The following is a 16236-nucleotide window of genomic DNA, read 5'->3' as shown; positions in this document are numbered from 1 at the left end:
CGAGATACGATGAGCGGCCCCCCAGCGGACTTCGATTGTACGATCACGAACTGGGAGTACATCTACGGGCTGTGTCGAGACGTAAGTACCGCGGTGAAGGCCGCCGACTTTGAGCCGGATGTCGTCGTCGCCCTCGCCCGCGGCGGCTGGTTCGCCGGCCGGTGCCTCTGTGATTTCCTCGGGCTCGACGATCTGACAAGCCTGAAGATGGAACACTACGTCGGCGCGGCTGAGACGGGCGCGGACGCGGAGATCCGCTACCCGCTGCCGGACGGCAGCGTCGCCGACAAGGATGTGCTCATCATCGACGACATCGCCGACACCGGCGGCTCGATCAGCCGCGCCAACGAGTATGTGACCGACCGCGATGTCGGCGAGGTACGCACCGCAACCCTCCAGCTGCTGGATACCAGCGAGTTTGAACCCGATTTCGTCGGCGAACGCCTCGCCGAGTGGACGTGGGTCGTCTACCCCTGGAACTTCATCGAGGATATGGTCGATCTGATCAGCGGCGTGATGGCCGACGCCGGCGGCGAGACGTTTTCGCGGGAGGCGATCCGGGCGGAACTCGCCGCCGTCCACGGGATCGATAGAATCGAAATGGAGATCGCCCAGCCTGACCGTCTCGATGAGGTACTCGACGAGATGAATCGCCGCGAGGTCATCGAGTCAGTTGGCGACGACGAGTGGGTGCTTGTCGACGACGAGGCGTGACCGACAACGAGAGGATAACGAGAACGTCGCCGACAACCGCGACCGCTTAGTGGGTCGGAGCCAACCCACACCCATGGACGCGTCATCGCTCCCGGCCGGCTGGCAGTGTTGGCACGAGGAACGCGACGGCCGGGTGATCCTCGCCTACCGGCCCGATGTCTTCGACTCGAAGGCGTTTCCCGCACCCTGTCTGCCGACGATCTACGTGACCAGTGGCACTCCGCGGCGACGCCCCGGCAGCAGCACCACCGGCACATGGCAGGTAACACTCTTCTTGGAACCCGAGATTGAGGCTGTCAACGAGCGCTACGAGGATCGAGCAGCCGCGATCGACGGCGCGATCGACCACGCCGAGCGGTTTGCTGCCGGCGAGATCGATTACAGAAGCCTGTATCAGGTGCCGCGAGAGGCCTACTTCGACCGACTTGACGAGTTGGTCGGCGAAAGCGGGTAGCGGTCAATCGAGGGGAACGGTAATCTGGCTGGATACTATAGGGACAGCTATGACAACCGTCACGCTGATTGGCGACCGCCTCGCCGAGAAGGGTCAGGAGTTCGTCTACGGTGGCGAGGCAGGGGGCTGTGAGGGCTGTCCCTACCGAAGCCAATGTCTCAATCTCACCGAGGGGCGTCGCTATCGCGTGACCGCGATCCGCGACAACGCACAACTGCTTGACTGCGCGCTCCACGACAACGGGGTGCGCGCCGTTGAGGTCGAACCCGCACCGGTACGCGCCAACGTCGCCTCTCGGGGGGCGTATGCGGGCAGCAAAGCCGAACTGGAGGGCCCCTGTCCGCACACCGAGTGTCCGAGCCACGAGTTCTGCGTCCCGGACGGTGCCGGCTTCGAGACGGAGTACCGCATCGCCGAGGTCGTCGGGGAGCCACCACACGACTACTGTGAACTCGACCGCGATCTCACGCTCGTCGAGTTTGAAGCCGAGGATTAATCGCCGTTCCACTCGGCAACCGTTCCAACGCGCTCGGAGCGGTAGCCAAAGATGTTGGCGTAGCCGTACGGTGAGAGCAACACCGGGTAGAAATCCGCTTTGGCGTGGATCGGCTCACCATCGACAGCGGCGAAGGCGGTGCCGGCGGCCACTCGTTCGAAGTTCTCAACAAACACCTCATACTCCGTCCCCTCGGCTTTCGGGATCGGGCCCTCGACCCGAAAGACAGGGATGGTTTCGGGATCCGGGATTGAAAGCCGATCCATCGCATCGTCAAGCGGGAGTACCCCGGTTGCTGCTAAGAATGCTCTGACGAGTTCATAGCCGTTTTTTGCGGCGTCATCGGTGCCCTGGAGCCCACATTCGACCTCGATGACGTTTGGATACTTGATCAGGCGGCCATCGGTGTTGTCGTCAGTTTCAGTGATCACCGACACCGGAAGCTGCGGGACGATCTCGCGGGCGACCGTGTCAACGGCCTTCACCGCACCGATCGGCTCGGCATACGACTGCGTGGAGTGTAGCGCGAGCGTGGTGCAGTCTTCGATCTCAGCCAGCAGGTCGGCGGCGAGTCGGCGTTCGTGGGCGTCAGCAGCCGGATCGCCGGGGAAGACGCGGTTGAGATCGGCCTCAAGATACCGCTGGCCGGCTTCAAGCGCGTCCTCGTTGGCGATAATCAGCTTGACCGGTCGCTCGACGGTCGGTTCCTCGGCAAGCAATCGTTTGATCGCCAGCGGGCCACAGGGCTCGTCGCCGTGGATTCCGCCGATGACCGCGACCTCGGGAGTTCCCTCACCGAGCTCGTAGACCTTCATTGTCGGTTTCACGCCACCGGGCTATTTTATCTCCCCGATATCCGAGAGCCGGCGGTCGGGGCTATTCCAGTTTTTCCGCGTAAGCGTAATCCGCCGGGTAGGCTGCTGGGCTCTCGCCGTCGACGGTGAGCTGCCAGCCCTCTATGAGCGTTGGCTCCGTTTGGGCCGACCGGATTGTTGTCCGAATGTCAGGGAGGGCAACGCCGTAGAAATCGTCGGGGATACCACAGAGATACTGATTAGCTGTGCGGAACAGCGACCGCATCCCATCATCATCCTCGAAGTCGACGTGTTTGTAGACGCCAGCGGCGACCTGTACCATCCCGTGGAGAAACGCGCTCTCGGTGGTGCCGCCCCCGTAGTTGTACCACTCATCCTCAAAACAGTCATGGGATTCGTGGTACGCACCGTCGTTGAACAGCCGAATCCCGTGTTCGACTGCCCGGCGGAGGGTGGCGTGTTCCCACTGCCGATCCGGTTGTCGCCAGCCCGTGGGATTCCCGAGCGGCGGGGCAACGCCTGGATCGCGGGTGTGATCGTCCATACTGCTGTTTCGAAGCCGCTGGACAAAGGTGTGGCTGCTGGAGAAAACCGACGCGTTAAACAGGATCGCCGCGATAGCTTCGGTCGCATGCGAGGGTAGCCAAGCCCGGAAACGGCGGCGGACTCAAGATCCGCTCCTGTAGAGGTCCGTGGGTTCAAATCCCTCCCCTCGCATCGCCGGGGTCACACCCGTGATGCGGAAGACCGCTCTTGAGCGTTCTTCCCTCGCAAAACTTCTCACTACACCCATACCCCAAGCCACAGCATCAGCGAAGTGGCGGATATAACTATCTCGCCGCCCAACCACTGGTATGTCGATCCGTAAACTCCTCGCGTCCGCTGCAGTCGGTGGGGGAGCCATCACGGCACTCAACCGGTGGCTGCAGGCGACCGCGACCGACCTCCAACCGCCACTCAACGGCACCCACCACACCGAGGACTGGCGTGGGATGGATATCACCTCCACCGAGGCTGGCGACCCGGAAGACCAGACGTTACTCCTCCTCCACGGGATCAACGCCGCCGGCTCAAGCGGTGAGTTCCGCGCGGTATTTAACGACCTTGCCGAGAAGTATCACGTCGTTGCGCCGGATCTCCCCGGGTTTGGGTGTTCCGACCGGCCACCGCTGCGATACTCCGCGACCCTGTACGAGGAGTTCGTCGCCGACTTCCTCGCCGAGTACGACGACCCCGCTGTCGTTGCCTCGTCGCTGTCGGCGGCGTACACGCTAGACGCACTGACAACAACCGAGACAACGATATCCGAACTACTCCTCATCTGTCCGGCAGCCATCGCTGGCCCGGAACCCCCAAATCAGTTGCTCCGGGAGCTGTTTCGGCTCCCGGTGGTCGGCACCGGGCTGTTCAATCTCGTCGCCTCGAAACCCTCGATTCGCCATTTCAACGCCGATCACGGCTACTACGATATGGCCACTGTCACCGAGGACTGGCTGGACTACGAGTGGCAGACAGCCCACCAGCCGAACGCTCGCTTCGCGCCATCGTCATTTATCAGTGGCTATCTCAACGCGAACATCGACCTCGGAGAGACACTGTCCGAGCTTGCGATTCCAACAACGATCCTGTGGGGTCGTGACGCCGAGATCACACCGCTGTCACAGGGTCGGGAGCTAGCAGCTGAGGCGGACGTACCGCTTGTCGTCTTCGATGAGAGCAAGCTACTACCGCACGTCGAGTTCCCTGAGGACTTCGTCGCACTCCTCGATAAACAGTTTAGCGATCACTGATCTCGGGCGGTTAGCTATCAAGCTGTTCGGCCAGCAGTTGCTCGGCATGTGGTTTGTTGTTCGCCAGCTCCCAGCGAATTTGTCCCGGGTCGCCGACATCGGCTGTGTCGGTCGTATAGTGGAACTCCGTTCCCTCGCCGTAGGCCAGTAACTCTCGTAGCTCGTCCGGCAGCGGCCCGATCCCAAAGCCGATTGTGGTGCCCGCAGCATCGCCAAGCTCATACAACGCGTACCGATCCGGCACCTGCGGAACAAGCGATCGATCAAGCTCACGCCACTGTTTCCGGAGGCTCATCGTTACTCTAGCTCCGATTCCGGGACAAACTCATAGCTCTCTTCGCCCCAATCGTCCTCAACGAAAACAAAGACACGGCCGCGGGCGGTCTCAGGATCGGCGTCGATCGTTGTTCGATGATCGCCGCTCCGGCGTACCGTGACACCCGGGAAGACCTCCTCCTCGTCGCCGTCGTCTAACAAAATACGACCGACACCGGTGTCTTTGAGAATGTCATCGTGTGTTTTCAGATCGTTGACATAGAGCATGACGCCCTCTGTTTCGGTCGGATCGGTGACAAGCAGGTGGGTTTCTTTGCCTGGATTTGTCGTGAGCGAGTCATTGACCTTTGTTGGGGCTCCGCGGTACATCGTCGTTCGATCGTCAGCGTAGGTGACGACGACGCCTTCGGGACGGAGTTCGACACCGAGTGTTCGGGGAGCAACGTCGCTGTGGACGGGCATTGTACTAGCATACACGTGGGAGTCGAAAAAGACCGCCGGTATATACCGGTATTACGTCCAGTAGCCAAGCACGTGTGCGGTTCCGGTGAGCGCGGCACCAAGGGCAACATCCCGACCACTGACGCCCACTATGCCAAAGAGGCCGTTGGGATCCGACTCGTCATCGTTCTCCCCAGGCAGCTCGTTTTCATCAAGTGGGCTACTGGTGGTCGTCGTATTGGTGTCCTCGCTGGTGATCGTTGTTCCACTCTCTGGCGATGCGACTCTGAGCTCACCTGTTTGCTCATCGTTGTCAGTTCGGACAGTGTACTCATAGGTACCGACCGGGAGTGTAACAAACTGATCAGAGAGATCGAGTGTCGCGTTCCCGTTTCCACTCAAACGGAGTGATTCGTTGCGAATCGGTTTCCCGTCAATGCTAAACCGTACCACCTGTTGACCGGTGAGTTCACCCGTATTATTGATAGTGGCTTCAACCTCAGAAAGCGAAGATCGTTGTTGAACCGCAACTGTGCCAGAAAAATTAGTTATCTGGTAGTTTGCGATATTGTTTATATCCTCAACAACACGCGCACCCCGTCTGTCGATAACACGGTTACCGGGAAGTCGACCAGCAGTATAGAACTCAACAGTGACCTGATCACCCGACGCAAGCTCAGAGAAATCTGCGGATGCAGTAAACGTTCGATCGTCTTCGATCGTAACCTCGTCGATCGTTACAAGTTCAGGATCAGATCGGCTCTGATCGATAAGCTGGATCGTGGCTTGAGTGCCTGGCGCCAATGTTGTTGAGCCAAGGATCTGCCCACCGGTTTCGGCTGGCACCACAAGACTGCCGTCAACTGTGGTTCGTCCGTATTGAATTGATGGTTCCATGAATTCAACTGTGCTGTTTACCGCGACGGTTGTATCAGTCGCACCAAAGTAGGGATAATGCTCAACGCCATCGGCAGACTCAATGGCCGGATCAAATGGTCGTGGCTGCGTACCAGCATCGGTGTCCTGATACAAATATCGGCTACCATCGGGAGATTCATACGCCGTTGTAAACTGCATAACGTCGCCATATGCAGGTGCCGAAAATGCTTCACCGCGGGTGTCAACAACGATATATAAGCCACTAATCAGGCTATCTTCGCCGATGACTGTTTCATCCTCCCATTGATCTGTTGTGGTGTCCGGGATCACGTATACGTCGCTGGGGCTCACAGCAGAAAATTGTAGATCTGCTTCAGTGTTTTCGGAGCCATCATAGTACCATGTTGAAAGATCCATATCGACACCCTCGGGTTTTGCTAACAGATCTGCAATGGCAGCAGGTGGGATTGATTCAACGGTCGGATCGTCGGTTGTAGCACCATACATTCCGGTAGCTTGAATCTCGATCAGGAGTCGTTCGCCCTCCGCAATCGTGTTTGATTCGGTAGCGTCATCCGAAGGGCCAGCAACATCTTCGGCATTTGCCGACTCAGGTGGGAGGACATACGTGTTTACAGCCTCCAACTGTGGTTGGGTCAAAATCAGGTTTGAGCGGCCGACAGGCTTGCGGAACCGCGGGACACCACTATCGACGGTTATACGGCCATTTTCGCCGGCTAGCAACCGGTAACGGCCGGTTTGTAAGGGGGTAGCTCGGCTATCGATACCCAGATTCCGGCGGAATTCAGCCAAGGTAGACGCACCGGTAAACGAGACATCAGCAAAATCACCACGTGGTTCGGAATCAGCACCGATGGAATGGGCGTAGCTCTTCACCCCCTCACCGTACGCCCGATCCGAGGAGACAGCTGTACCCACAAGCCGTGTGTTAATTGTCGTTGAACCCTCCTCAACGTATAGCACGTCAAGATACTGCGTAATCGTATCACTGTTGTCAGATGGCCTGTCGCCGCCAATAAGCATGTATTCACCACCGGTGGTTATTTCCACGAAATCACCAGCCGGTGCCCGATAAGACTCTTCGCCCAACTCGCCGACGCCGACTGCCTCAGGGTCAACTGGGTTCAAAACGCGGATTGTGTCGGTGGCTGTCCTGCGTGGTGTCGAAAGTGTGATCGTGTAATTTCCGTCTTCGATTTCACTTCGATCAGGGGTTTCGAATGTGATCTTTCCCGATGAGACAGCATCGTCAACCTCTTGAGAAATAATAGGTTGATTCTCAGGTCCCACGGTGAAATTGAGCGTCTCAAACTGCCCTGAGTATGTGTAGTCGATGCTAACAGTGTCGCCCGACTGCACTGTTTGTGGAGTCACAGAATCAATTTGGAGTTGTCGAATCCCAAGCGAGAAGTTCGTTTCATTAGCTTCGTTAGGGCGAACTGTAACCTCTTTTTTCTTATTATTAAATGTTTCTGATTCTACAATAACAGTGTGTCTACCGCTTGGCGCTCTGATACGATACGCACCGTCTGAACCAGTTGTATCGGAGATGTCAGCTTCGTCGATCTGAGCCCAATTGGCAGGATTAACATCAGCTTTAATAACCGCTCCGGAGACAGGTACTTCACCGTTGTTGTCAACAGTAACAGTTCCAAACACCACTCCGTCTTGATTTTCAAGCACGTGAAGCAAGTTATTTATTACCTCACCGGAGTCATCACTACCAATCACCACCTCGGTAGATTTGTATCCGTCACGACTAAAGCTAAGATTAAGACCGGTCGATGTGGGAATATCGATGCGGTATTCACCGACATCATTAGTTGTCGCCGTTTGACGCAAGCTATCAGAGTTCCTAATCAGATCCCGCTGCTGCTTGGTAATATTCGTAACCTCAACTGTGGCATCAGAGATTGGCGCAGGATCCCGACCATTGCTAAACACTTGACCAGTAACTGTTCTTGTTTTCCTTTCAAGAGTGAATTGTTCTGTAGTTGTCTCACCAATTAAGATAGCTACCGACTCATGATATTGGCTCTCATATTTAAACTCGGAGTCTCCAGGGTTACCGACAGTGATATTTTTCACCCCAACAGGAACGCTAGCATTCCTGAAACGACCGTCGCTATCGGTCTCAACAGTAGCCTCACCCTCAATCAGATCATTATTGAACTCAGTTTTATCGATTGATTCGTCGTTGACTCGGACTTCTGCTCCGTCAATTGGCTCGCCGTCTGCGTTAATAACCTTCAGCTCAAGCGTCCCATTCGCTGCCTGGGCAGTCGCCGCACCGGGCAGCAGTAATAATAACCCTATCATCATACATCCGGCAAGCATTGCTGCCGTGTATGACGGGGCTTTTATTTTGGGAAGCATCGGTGATAGTACAGTTATATTTTAATAGCAGCGTAATAAGGCTAGCGGGGATCGTATCAATCATGATAATGTTGGAAAAGAGTTATAATTGCACATGATATTTATTATGTTATGTCGACAGTCCTGCGAAGATCATTAATACTTCTCGTGGCCTTGGTCATCGTGGCTACGCTGGTTCCATCAGCTGCCGTGGCAGCAGATACAATCGATTTTGACGGAGACAAGGAGCCATTCGATAGTGCAACTATTGAGGAGGATAGTGGAGATATAAAATTCAACATAACATTCACAAAAAACAATGACTTGTCCAGTAATATAACAGACATTTATGTTGACACTGGTAATCCAGAAGGCATCAATGACGAGACGTTTGCAGATTCTGGTGGTGAGACTGCAAAATTCTGGGAAAACTTAGGCGATCTCGACGCCGATTACCGTATTGCAATCGGTGATGGGACAAATGTAGTCGAACCGTGGGATGAAGAAACATCACAGTTCGACGGGAGTAGTAGTGCAGAGATTGAGGTCGTAGAACAGAAAGACAGCTATGTTGTTGTGCGAGTTGACGAGGCGGATATTGGTGCGCCGGATACGATTGATTATAAATTCGCCTATATCGATGGGGGTGGGATTGAAGATGAGAGTAGCTACACATGGGCCCCCGATAGTTCATTAAGACGGAACTTAGAGGAAGGTGAGACGGTTAACACAGGGGTAATTAACGCAACAATCAACGTCAGTGATGCGCCGGTTGATGGTGATGCTGAGATTGTGATTTCGACGAGTGATGGACAAGAACAGAATCAGGAAGATATCGAAGTAGATGGAAATAACAACATAAGTGCTGAGTTCACTGTCGATGAATCAGATTTTAGTGGTGATGGTGATGTTACCGCAGAAATAAATGGAGAAAACTATACACTTGATAACACGGAAGCCGTAGAAGTCACTGAAGGAAACACAAAAAAGGTTATTTTTGAGCCACATAGGCTTATAGAAGTATCTGATGAAGTAACAGGTGAGAACGAAGATTACACTGTTGAACTCAGAGACAATGATGGTAATACAATCGATGCAGAGGCGGTATTTAATGAAGACTCATACAATTTCTCTGGGGTCAATGCTACAAAGCTTGTTGATGGTGGCGAAGTTGAGGCCAGTTTGGATGATGAAACAAGTTTAAATTCGATATCTCCACAGTCACAAGCCATTGATCGTGTTGATCGATATAATCCAAGTGATATCGTCAACGAAGCGAATGAGTTCGATATCCAGCCACCAACCGAGCGGATAAATATAAAAACAAATATTTCGGAAGCAAATATATCGGATACTAGTCGATTCAATCTAACTGTGAATGCATCTGCTGCCGGAGACGACAGAGTAGATGCTGTCAAACATGTTCTTGAATTTAATCCAGATCAGATAGTTTACCAGGATACCGAATATCAAATTAGTCTTATTGGAAACAGGACTGATATCAGAGAAAGTGAAGCGGGTCAAATTGAAACGGTCATAGTAAATGCAAGCGGTGGGCCGGTCATCAGCGAGGGATCGGAGGATGTAACACTATTCAACATGTCATTTAGATTCGAGAGTGAGTTTGAACCTGATCAATCAGATAGTGCTAACACTGAAAACTCTGAAATCGTCGAATTAGAGACAGTCACTGACACTGCAGATATTGAAGGTAGTCGACTAATAAATTCGACTGACAGTAAAATAAGTACAGATCTTAATGAGAAAGATGTTAAGGAATTAAAGTTTGAGACAGACACTACAGAGGTGGACGTATTTAATCCTAAGACTGTCATCGAGTTTGAACAGGCTGATGTAGATCACCTTACGAGCAGTGGCGACATGGTTGGTGCCCCGGTGCGATTTGAGGTTGAAGCAGAAAGTAATGAGGGGGAAATCTCTAAAATTGTATTAAATAATACGCGCAATGGAGAAGTTCCCGACGAATCAAGTGATGAGTCGCAGTTCATAGACTGTGAGGGCCTCTCAACATGTGATGGAACGCTCGCACATGTTCCACAAGATGACACCTTCATCGATAACGGTAGCTACGCTACCAAGAGCGTTTACGATATAACAGTGGTGCCGGTTAACGATGCAAGCCGAGGCGTGATCGGTGACAACAAAACCGTAAGCGATCCACGCGGTGGAAATGGCGAAGAGATATATAAGCGAGGAGATGTAACCTTAGATGACGTTCCAAACGATAGAGGGAATGTGACTCTAGATGGTGATGTAGAGTCAATACTTGATAAGCGTGGAATTGAGACCATAGATACTAATGAAGATTCCCAACATGATGTGAATAATGATGGCGTTGTCGACCTTGTGGATGTGACCATCGTTGCCCAAGAGTACGAGCCACCCTGATCACAGACAGTATTGACACATTATGTACGATAAAGCTACCATTGCAACTGTAGTAGTTGTCGCAGCCGTCATCAGCGTGATGATCGGATCTCTTGGTGTCGCTGGAGAGTCGACCGGAGAGATGAGACTAACGCCCACCGAAACCTCGCTTGAGGATGGAGAATCGCAAAAAATAGATGTTATTTATGATACCCAATCTGGGGAGAGTCCAAGCAGCCTAGAATTTCGGCTTGAGCATGATCCTGAGGTAATAAAAGTGACCAACTCCAAGCTTGGAGAACACGTTGACAGTCGGGGAGGCAGTGATATAATCGATCCAGGCGCATTCAGGTTCGGCTATCTGATCAATCAAGACCAGATCGAATCAGACGAATTTACAGTTGCAACCATTACTGTTGAACTCGCAGATGGTGTTGATCAGGGTGACAAGACTGATCTCACATTCAGTGAGGTGACTGCTGGGACACAAGAAATAGAAATCACCGGAGGGAGCATTAAAGCTGTGGAGGGAACACCAGAGACAGTCGAGATTACAAATGCAGCACTGTCGCCGTCAGAGATCAATGATTCAGAGGTGATTCACACTCTAGATCTGGCAGTAAGCGATGTCAGTGCTGATGGGAAAGATGATGAGTTTACAATTACATTACCCAGTGATGTAGAAGTTAGGGATATTACAAAAACGACAGTCACTGAACAGGGTACAGATACAGAGGTTCCATTAGCCAACGAGGATCCAGCAAACGATCCATCCCCCGAAAACACAATTAGTTTCAAGATTGATCCGGAAAGTAGTGATATTGAATCAACAGATATGAATATTAAACTTAACATGAGATTATCACCGGCAAGCTGAAGAGTCTAGTTATCTACTGCATGCTATCAAAACAAGCACACCATACTCAACGACATTGATCATGGAAAGAAACACTCTTCAGCAGTTAGTTACCGTGGTGTTTGTCAAGGTACTAATACTCGGGTTGATCGTCGGCGCACCGAGTGTCAGTGCGCAGTCACCAGATGGAGAGGTCGCAGTCTCACCAACCGACGTATCGCTTGAACAGGGGGAATCCAAAACAATTGCAGTCACATATGAGAGGCTGTCGGATGCAACTCCTCAAGGTATTGAATACACACTTAGATACGACTCGGATGTGATCACAGTAACCGATCAGGAGCAAGGGTCGTATCTCGGCGGGAGAGCACTTGTAAACAATATCTCGACACCCGGAGAGGTAGAATACTTAGAGGCTATTTTTGATGGCGGAGGCGTCGAAACAGCCAACGGAACAGTCGCCACAATTACTGTCGAGGCCGCGGGTGATGCTGATGACGGGGCAACAACACCGCTCGAATTCACTACCGCAAAAGCGTCTGAGGGGTCAACTGAATTTGCAATAACAACTACCGATGGAACAGTTGACGCGGAGGTTCCAAGCCAGGCTGACGATCCTACAGACAACGATTCCGATAGTGAGGAGAACACAGACGACGAGTCTGACGGTGGGGAGACAACCGAAGAAGACACAAATAGCGAAGCGACGACAAGTGATGAGTCTGATAGTGAAGCGACGACAGACGAGAACATAGATAGTGACGAAACTACAGCGGACACAGATGCTGAAGAAGCTACGGACAACACAGAGGCTGACAGCAATAGAACCGAGGACGTGAACAGTTCAACCGCGGAAAGTGAAACCAGAGCAGAAGCAGAGTTGAACGAAACAAACACTGAACCAAGTGATTCAACCCCATCTACACAACCAGCTAATGATAGCTCTACAGGAAATGGTACAACATCCGAAGGCGACACCGACAGTGCGGTTCCTGGGTTTGGAGTCACACTAACACTGATCGCAGTTCTGGCAGCAAGTTATATTATCGGCCGAAAATCATCCTGACAGAAACACACCATAGTATAGATAGACAAACAGTTATCAGGTACATCGGCCACTGATACGTTTCGTTCAGAAATGAAAGCGTTGATATGTCAAACGAGCAATCGCCACCTAGTAGCAAATGCCTACGTGTAATAACTGTGGCACCGAAGTCGACGACACAGCCACGTTCTGCCCGAACTGTGGTGAGCCACAGGATTCAGACACTAAACGAAAGGTAATCATCGGTCGGCTGAGCTACGCGGTTGGCTTCCTCATCATCGTCGGCGGCCTCTCAGTGCTCCCGAATAATCTCGGTGGCATTCCGGTTGTGTACGGCGGGGTTCAGTTGTTCCCGCCAAGCCGCCAACTGCTCGGTCGTGTATTCGGTCGCCCCCCGAAGGTTTGGGCAAACGCTGCGTTTGCACTCTTGTTTGTTTTAGCTGGTGGGCTCCTTATCTATTTGTTATAATTAGTCGGCAAGACAGGCAACTGACCTCTGCGACGACTGTCACCGACGACGGAACAACAGCACGGTCAACAACGAGAATGTCGACATGATCCCGCCTACGCCGATTGGGCCGATCAATCCGGTTCCCCCGCCGCTATCAGATGTGCTACCGTCATCACCAGAGACGGACTCCGAACCTGTTTCTGGCTCAGGAGCAACAACGGTGAGCGTCCCAGTCGCCGATTCGCCGCCGGCACCGACAGCATAGGGTTTGTCGCCTGGTTCTTCAGGAGCGGTAAACGTCGCTGTGATCTCTGTTGCTGCCCCACCGGCCAACTGGGTTCTGACTGTCTGTTGTCGGCCAGCGAAGTCAAACGTGACAGTTTGGGTATCAGCTCCGGGCCACTCGTTGGCGATCGTCGCCGACATCGTCACCGACTGGCCGGGATCGACACGCTCGGGGAGCCGTAGCTGGGTGACGTTGAACGGCCCTGTTTCGACAGCCCCGGTCGACAGCGAGGCGGTGTCTCGAACACCGGTATCAGTCACCTCAACCATGACCGCCTCCGGGAGTCGCGGCAACCCACCGAGATCGGGGCGAAGCGATCCATCAGCAAACCCTCGAAGAACAACCGTGTCATCGTCAGCATAGACCTCGTAGCTCTCGGCCCCACGGGTGAACGGCCGGCGGGTATCGAACGGGCCGTTTTGATTCCGGAGAAACCGGTCATCCATGAACGCGCTCTCTAACTGTGTGTAGTTGAGATCCGGACTACTCACGTTGACGTTGTAGCGAAGGCGATTTGATCGCACCTGCAGTTCTCGATCGGAGCCAACCGCGCTCGGTGGACTCGGTGCCCACTCGACGGTCAGCGTTTGGACGAGCACCTCAAACGCGGGCGCTGATTCGGTCGGAACTGTTCCATTGACACGCCCGTCTTGGAACGTTATCGCGACATCGCGCTGATCGGCCGGCAAGAGGAGGTACGTCCCGTTGAGATCGGTCGTTTGTAAGGTTTCGTTGCCCTTGACGAGGTCAATCTCTCGGACGAGTCGTCCGAGTTCGTTATCATCCGAGTCGTACGCCCGCAGGTGCAGCGTCTCAACATCGGTTCGGTTCGTCGTGGTGGCGAGGTCGCCGCTAACATTGCCGAGACCGAGCTGTTGGCCCTGCCAGTAGACGCCGCCGTCAGTTAGCGTGGCATCAGGGATATCGCTCTCAACATCGTCAACATCGTAGACCGCAGTCGTCGCATCACCAGCTGCGGCAGCCGCTGTGCCGGCGGTGACACTCCCCACGACGAGGAGAGCGACCACCAACACCGCCAGCCGCAGCGTTCGGGCCATCGAACTCACCGACCAGAGTGTCGCACCGAGACGGTGACAACAGCGGTTCGACGAACGTTGCACATGCCTATTATTTCGAGTCTGATCGTATATAACCGCTGTCCTGCCAAGCAGGGCCGAACCGCCACACCTTTGATCGCCGCCGCCACCCCTGTTGGTATGAACGGCGTCGCAACCGCACCCGGTGCCAGTACCATCCTCAACGCCTTAGCGACCGGGCAGGGCTCGGCGTTCGCGATCGATGTTGAGACAACCGCGACCGTCAAGCTTGCAGCCGACGCCGACGCGGTGACCGGCGAGATCACAGACGCGACCGACGCCGACACCCGCCTGATCGAACGCTGTGTCGAACGCGTCGTCGATCGCTTCGGCAACGGCGAGGGCGGCGTCGTCACCACCGACAGCGAGGTGCCGATGGCCGCCGGACTGAAGAGTTCAAGTGCCGCCGCCAACGCGACCGTGTTAGCGACGCTTGACGCGCTCGGTGTTACCGTCGTTTCCGACGACGACACTGATACGGCAGCTGTTGGCGACGCGATCACGAAGCTCGGTGCCTGCCGGATCGGCGTCGAGGCCGCCCGTGACGTTGGCGTCACGATCACCGGCGCGTTCGATGATGCCTCGGCGAGCATGCTCGGTGGCGTCGTTGTCACCGACAATACCGCCGACGAACTGCTGGCTCACGAACCCCGCGAGTGGGATGTGCTGGTCTGGACGCCGCCGGAACGCGCCTACAGCGCCGACGCCGATGTCGACCGCTGTGAGAACGTCGCTAAGATGGCCGACCTCGTCGCCGAGTTAGCCCTCGATGGTCGGTTCGGTGAGGCGATGACGGTCAACGGGTTGGCGTATGTGGCCGCGCTGGATTTCGATACCGACCCGACCGTCGAGGCCATGCCGCACTGCCACGGCGTCTCGCTGTCCGGCACCGGCCCGAGCGTTGTCGCGGTCGGCGATGAGACGTCGCTGGCACCCGTCAGCGAGTTGTGGGCCGAACGTGATGGCACGCTGATCGAGACAACGACCCGAACCACTGGAGCATCCATCCAATGAGCACGAACCCCGAACCAGACGAGATGAGTCTTGAGGAACTGCGCGAGGAGATCGAATCGATAGATCGAGAGATCGTTGAGCTGATCGCCCGCCGCACCTACGTCGCCGAGACGATCGCCGATGTCAAGGCCGAACGCGATCTGCCGACAACCGACGAAAGTCAGGAGGACGCGGTGATGGAGCGCGCTGGTGACAACGCCGCCACGTTCGATCTCGACGCCAACCTCGTGAAGACGGTTTTTCGGCTACTGATCGAGTTGAACAAAGTCGAGCAGCGGGAGAGTCGGTAGGACACCACCCTCACGGAGATTCGCCTCGCTATCGAATCGGTCAGAGAGCGCAACCGGCCAAATTGATTTATTATCACCACCTCTATCCAGCCATATGGGAAGTTACGCAACGCCACCGGATTGGTCGAAGCCGGCCGATGGGGACGACAAGTCGGCAGTCAAACTTGGTGACCTGCTGTCGGGACGGCTGGCTGATGTCGACATCGACTCCGTGGAGGCGATACGCGAAGCGCGAGAACGTCGATGAAGGTATTCGTCGATACGAACGTTTTCATCGCTAGCATCACTGACGAACCGGGTCGCGGCGACGTAGCGACTGAACTGCTGAATGGGAATCACGACTTTTGTACGTCGATTCTCAATCTCATGGAAATTCGGTCGGTGTTGACGAAAAAGAAGCGCGTAGAACAGGAACGGGTCGAAGAGGTACTGGCTGACATCTACGGAGGCGTCGATATCTACGCGCCGGAGATCAGCGACCAGGTTTCGGCGTGTGACATCCTCCGCGCCCTAAACGGCGCGGCTTCCCACGCATGGGGAATACCAGTTAGTCGTCGTCACCAGAACC

Annotated in this window: 18 protein-coding genes and 1 tRNA gene; 13 read left to right on the top strand and 6 right to left on the bottom strand. The window is 54.5% G+C overall.

Translation table 11 applies throughout. From position 1 onward, the window contains the following. The first annotated feature begins 9 nt into the window (after window positions 1-9). The 3 genes from DP106_RS08915 to DP106_RS08905 all read left to right on the top strand — a co-directional run bounded on the left by DP106_RS08915 (window position 10) and on the right by DP106_RS08905 (window position 1664). Window positions 10-714 (top strand): phosphoribosyltransferase, encoded by a 705-nt coding sequence (locus DP106_RS08915; RefSeq protein WP_120084893.1) that lies wholly within the window; start codon window positions 10-12, stop codon window positions 712-714. Window positions 715-787: 73 nt separating this feature from the next. After that, window positions 788-1168, top strand: a complete 381-nt coding sequence (locus DP106_RS08910) for a DUF5820 family protein (protein WP_120084789.1) — start codon at window positions 788-790, stop codon at window positions 1166-1168. A gap of 49 nt (window positions 1169-1217) precedes the next feature. After that, window positions 1218-1664, top strand: coding sequence for a UPF0179 family protein (locus DP106_RS08905; RefSeq protein ID WP_120084788.1), 447 nt, complete (start codon window positions 1218-1220; stop codon window positions 1662-1664). Here DP106_RS08905 and DP106_RS08900 read toward each other — a convergent pair. Continuing rightward, a complete protein-coding gene (locus DP106_RS08900; protein WP_120084787.1) occupies window positions 1661-2479 on the bottom strand; it encodes a M14 family metallopeptidase in 819 nt (272 codons plus the stop codon). The genes DP106_RS08905 and DP106_RS08900 overlap by 4 nt on opposite strands. 61 nt (window positions 2480-2540) lie before the next feature. Further along, the gene (locus DP106_RS08895) at window positions 2541-3023 is read right to left on the bottom strand and encodes a DUF309 domain-containing protein (RefSeq protein ID WP_120084786.1); all 483 of its coding nucleotides are present in this window, start codon (window positions 3021-3023) and stop codon (window positions 2541-2543) included. A gap of 89 nt (window positions 3024-3112) precedes the next feature. Between DP106_RS08895 and DP106_RS08890 the strand changes: the two genes are divergently transcribed. After that, window positions 3113-3196: transfer RNA gene (locus tag DP106_RS08890), tRNA-Leu, on the top strand. 137 nt (window positions 3197-3333) lie between these two features. After that, entirely contained in the window at window positions 3334-4269 is a 936-nt protein-coding gene (locus DP106_RS08885) for an alpha/beta fold hydrolase (protein WP_120084785.1), read from the top strand. Between the two features lie 10 nt (window positions 4270-4279). On the opposite strand, the gene DP106_RS08880 is transcribed toward DP106_RS08885, so the two are convergent. The 3 genes from DP106_RS08880 to DP106_RS08870 are packed head-to-tail and all read right to left on the bottom strand — an operon-like array spanning window position 4280 to window position 8262. After that, window positions 4280-4564 carry a DUF7508 domain-containing protein gene (locus DP106_RS08880; protein ID WP_120084784.1) on the bottom strand — a complete coding sequence of 95 codons (285 nt, stop codon included), beginning with the start codon at window positions 4562-4564 and terminating at the stop codon, window positions 4280-4282. 2 nt (window positions 4565-4566) lie between these two features. Then, window positions 4567-5007, bottom strand: coding sequence for a DUF5796 family protein (locus DP106_RS08875; RefSeq protein WP_120084782.1), 441 nt, complete (start codon window positions 5005-5007; stop codon window positions 4567-4569). 51 nt (window positions 5008-5058) lie between these two features. Further along, window positions 5059-8262, bottom strand: coding sequence for a carboxypeptidase regulatory-like domain-containing protein (locus tag DP106_RS08870; RefSeq protein WP_120084781.1), 3204 nt, complete (start codon window positions 8260-8262; stop codon window positions 5059-5061). 111 nt (window positions 8263-8373) lie between these two features. Here DP106_RS08870 and DP106_RS08865 point away from each other — a divergent pair, with 111 nt between their 5' ends. The 4 genes from DP106_RS08865 (at window position 8374) to DP106_RS16550 (ending at window position 12999) form a co-directional block, all read left to right on the top strand. Next, on the top strand, window positions 8374-10650 hold the full coding sequence (locus DP106_RS08865) for a hypothetical protein (protein WP_133305123.1): 2277 nt from the start codon (window positions 8374-8376) through the stop codon (window positions 10648-10650). A 22-nt stretch (window positions 10651-10672) separates the two neighbouring features. Further along, entirely contained in the window at window positions 10673-11506 is an 834-nt protein-coding gene (locus DP106_RS08860) for a hypothetical protein (protein ID WP_120084778.1), read from the top strand. Window positions 11507-11567: 61 nt separating this feature from the next. Beyond that, the gene (locus DP106_RS08855; RefSeq protein ID WP_120084892.1) at window positions 11568-12551 is read left to right on the top strand and encodes a cohesin domain-containing protein; all 984 of its coding nucleotides are present in this window, start codon (window positions 11568-11570) and stop codon (window positions 12549-12551) included. 118 nt (window positions 12552-12669) lie between these two features. Then, the gene (locus tag DP106_RS16550) at window positions 12670-12999 is read left to right on the top strand and encodes a zinc-ribbon domain-containing protein (protein WP_120084777.1); all 330 of its coding nucleotides are present in this window, start codon (window positions 12670-12672) and stop codon (window positions 12997-12999) included. Window positions 13000-13038: 39 nt separating this feature from the next. Here DP106_RS16550 and DP106_RS08845 read toward each other — a convergent pair whose 3' ends face one another. Continuing rightward, complete coding sequence (locus DP106_RS08845; RefSeq protein WP_133305122.1) at window positions 13039-14388, bottom strand: Ig-like domain repeat protein; 1350 nt, start codon at window positions 14386-14388, stop codon at window positions 13039-13041. A gap of 96 nt (window positions 14389-14484) precedes the next feature. On the opposite strand from DP106_RS08845, the gene DP106_RS08840 reads away from it, so the two are divergent. From DP106_RS08840 to DP106_RS08830, 4 genes are all read left to right on the top strand, one after another. After that, the gene (locus DP106_RS08840; protein WP_120084774.1) at window positions 14485-15378 is read left to right on the top strand and encodes a shikimate kinase; all 894 of its coding nucleotides are present in this window, start codon (window positions 14485-14487) and stop codon (window positions 15376-15378) included. After that, complete coding sequence (locus DP106_RS08835) at window positions 15375-15668, top strand: chorismate mutase (protein ID WP_120084773.1); 294 nt, start codon at window positions 15375-15377, stop codon at window positions 15666-15668. Before DP106_RS08840 ends, DP106_RS08835 begins: the two co-directional genes overlap by 4 nt. A gap of 94 nt (window positions 15669-15762) precedes the next feature. After that, the gene (locus tag DP106_RS15840) at window positions 15763-15915 is read left to right on the top strand and encodes a hypothetical protein (RefSeq protein ID WP_165857858.1); all 153 of its coding nucleotides are present in this window, start codon (window positions 15763-15765) and stop codon (window positions 15913-15915) included. Next, window positions 15912-16236 (top strand): type II toxin-antitoxin system VapC family toxin (locus tag DP106_RS08830; protein WP_133305121.1); only part of this gene is annotated, 325 nt, incomplete at its 3' end. The genes DP106_RS15840 and DP106_RS08830, both read left to right, overlap by 4 nt.

The sequence above is a fragment of the Halonotius pteroides genome, assembly GCF_003605635.1.
Classification (GTDB): Archaea; Halobacteriota; Halobacteria; order Halobacteriales; family Haloferacaceae; genus Halonotius; species Halonotius pteroides.
The sequence above is the reverse complement of the archived record's forward strand: the minus strand, read 5'-3'. Positions and strand labels throughout refer to the sequence as shown.

Excerpts from the sequence above, each read along its gene's own strand:
- DP106_RS16550 (WP_120084777.1), top strand. The coding sequence starts at position 12,670 with ATGCCTACGTGTAATAACTGTGGCACCGAAGTCGACGACACAGCCACG.
- DP106_RS08885 (WP_120084785.1), top strand. The coding sequence starts at position 3,334 with ATGTCGATCCGTAAACTCCTCGCGTCCGCTGCAGTCGGTGGGGGAGCC.
- DP106_RS08895 (WP_120084786.1), bottom strand. The coding sequence starts at position 3,023 with ATGGACGATCACACCCGCGATCCAGGCGTTGCCCCGCCGCTCGGGAAT.
- DP106_RS08910 (WP_120084789.1), top strand. The coding sequence starts at position 788 with ATGGACGCGTCATCGCTCCCGGCCGGCTGGCAGTGTTGGCACGAGGAA.
- DP106_RS08835 (WP_120084773.1), top strand. The coding sequence starts at position 15,375 with ATGAGCACGAACCCCGAACCAGACGAGATGAGTCTTGAGGAACTGCGC.
- DP106_RS15840 (WP_165857858.1), top strand. The coding sequence starts at position 15,763 with ATGGGAAGTTACGCAACGCCACCGGATTGGTCGAAGCCGGCCGATGGG.
- DP106_RS08865 (WP_133305123.1), top strand. The coding sequence starts at position 8,374 with ATGTCGACAGTCCTGCGAAGATCATTAATACTTCTCGTGGCCTTGGTC.
- DP106_RS08905 (WP_120084788.1), top strand. The coding sequence starts at position 1,218 with ATGACAACCGTCACGCTGATTGGCGACCGCCTCGCCGAGAAGGGTCAG.
- DP106_RS08860 (WP_120084778.1), top strand. The coding sequence starts at position 10,673 with ATGTACGATAAAGCTACCATTGCAACTGTAGTAGTTGTCGCAGCCGTC.
- DP106_RS08880 (WP_120084784.1), bottom strand. The coding sequence starts at position 4,564 with ATGAGCCTCCGGAAACAGTGGCGTGAGCTTGATCGATCGCTTGTTCCG.
- DP106_RS08900 (WP_120084787.1), bottom strand. The coding sequence starts at position 2,479 with ATGAAGGTCTACGAGCTCGGTGAGGGAACTCCCGAGGTCGCGGTCATC.
- DP106_RS08840 (WP_120084774.1), top strand. The coding sequence starts at position 14,485 with ATGAACGGCGTCGCAACCGCACCCGGTGCCAGTACCATCCTCAACGCC.
- DP106_RS08855 (WP_120084892.1), top strand. The coding sequence starts at position 11,568 with ATGGAAAGAAACACTCTTCAGCAGTTAGTTACCGTGGTGTTTGTCAAG.
- DP106_RS08915 (WP_120084893.1), top strand. The coding sequence starts at position 10 with ATGAGCGGCCCCCCAGCGGACTTCGATTGTACGATCACGAACTGGGAG.
- DP106_RS08870 (WP_120084781.1), bottom strand. The coding sequence starts at position 8,262 with ATGCTTCCCAAAATAAAAGCCCCGTCATACACGGCAGCAATGCTTGCC.
- DP106_RS08875 (WP_120084782.1), bottom strand. The coding sequence starts at position 5,007 with ATGCCCGTCCACAGCGACGTTGCTCCCCGAACACTCGGTGTCGAACTC.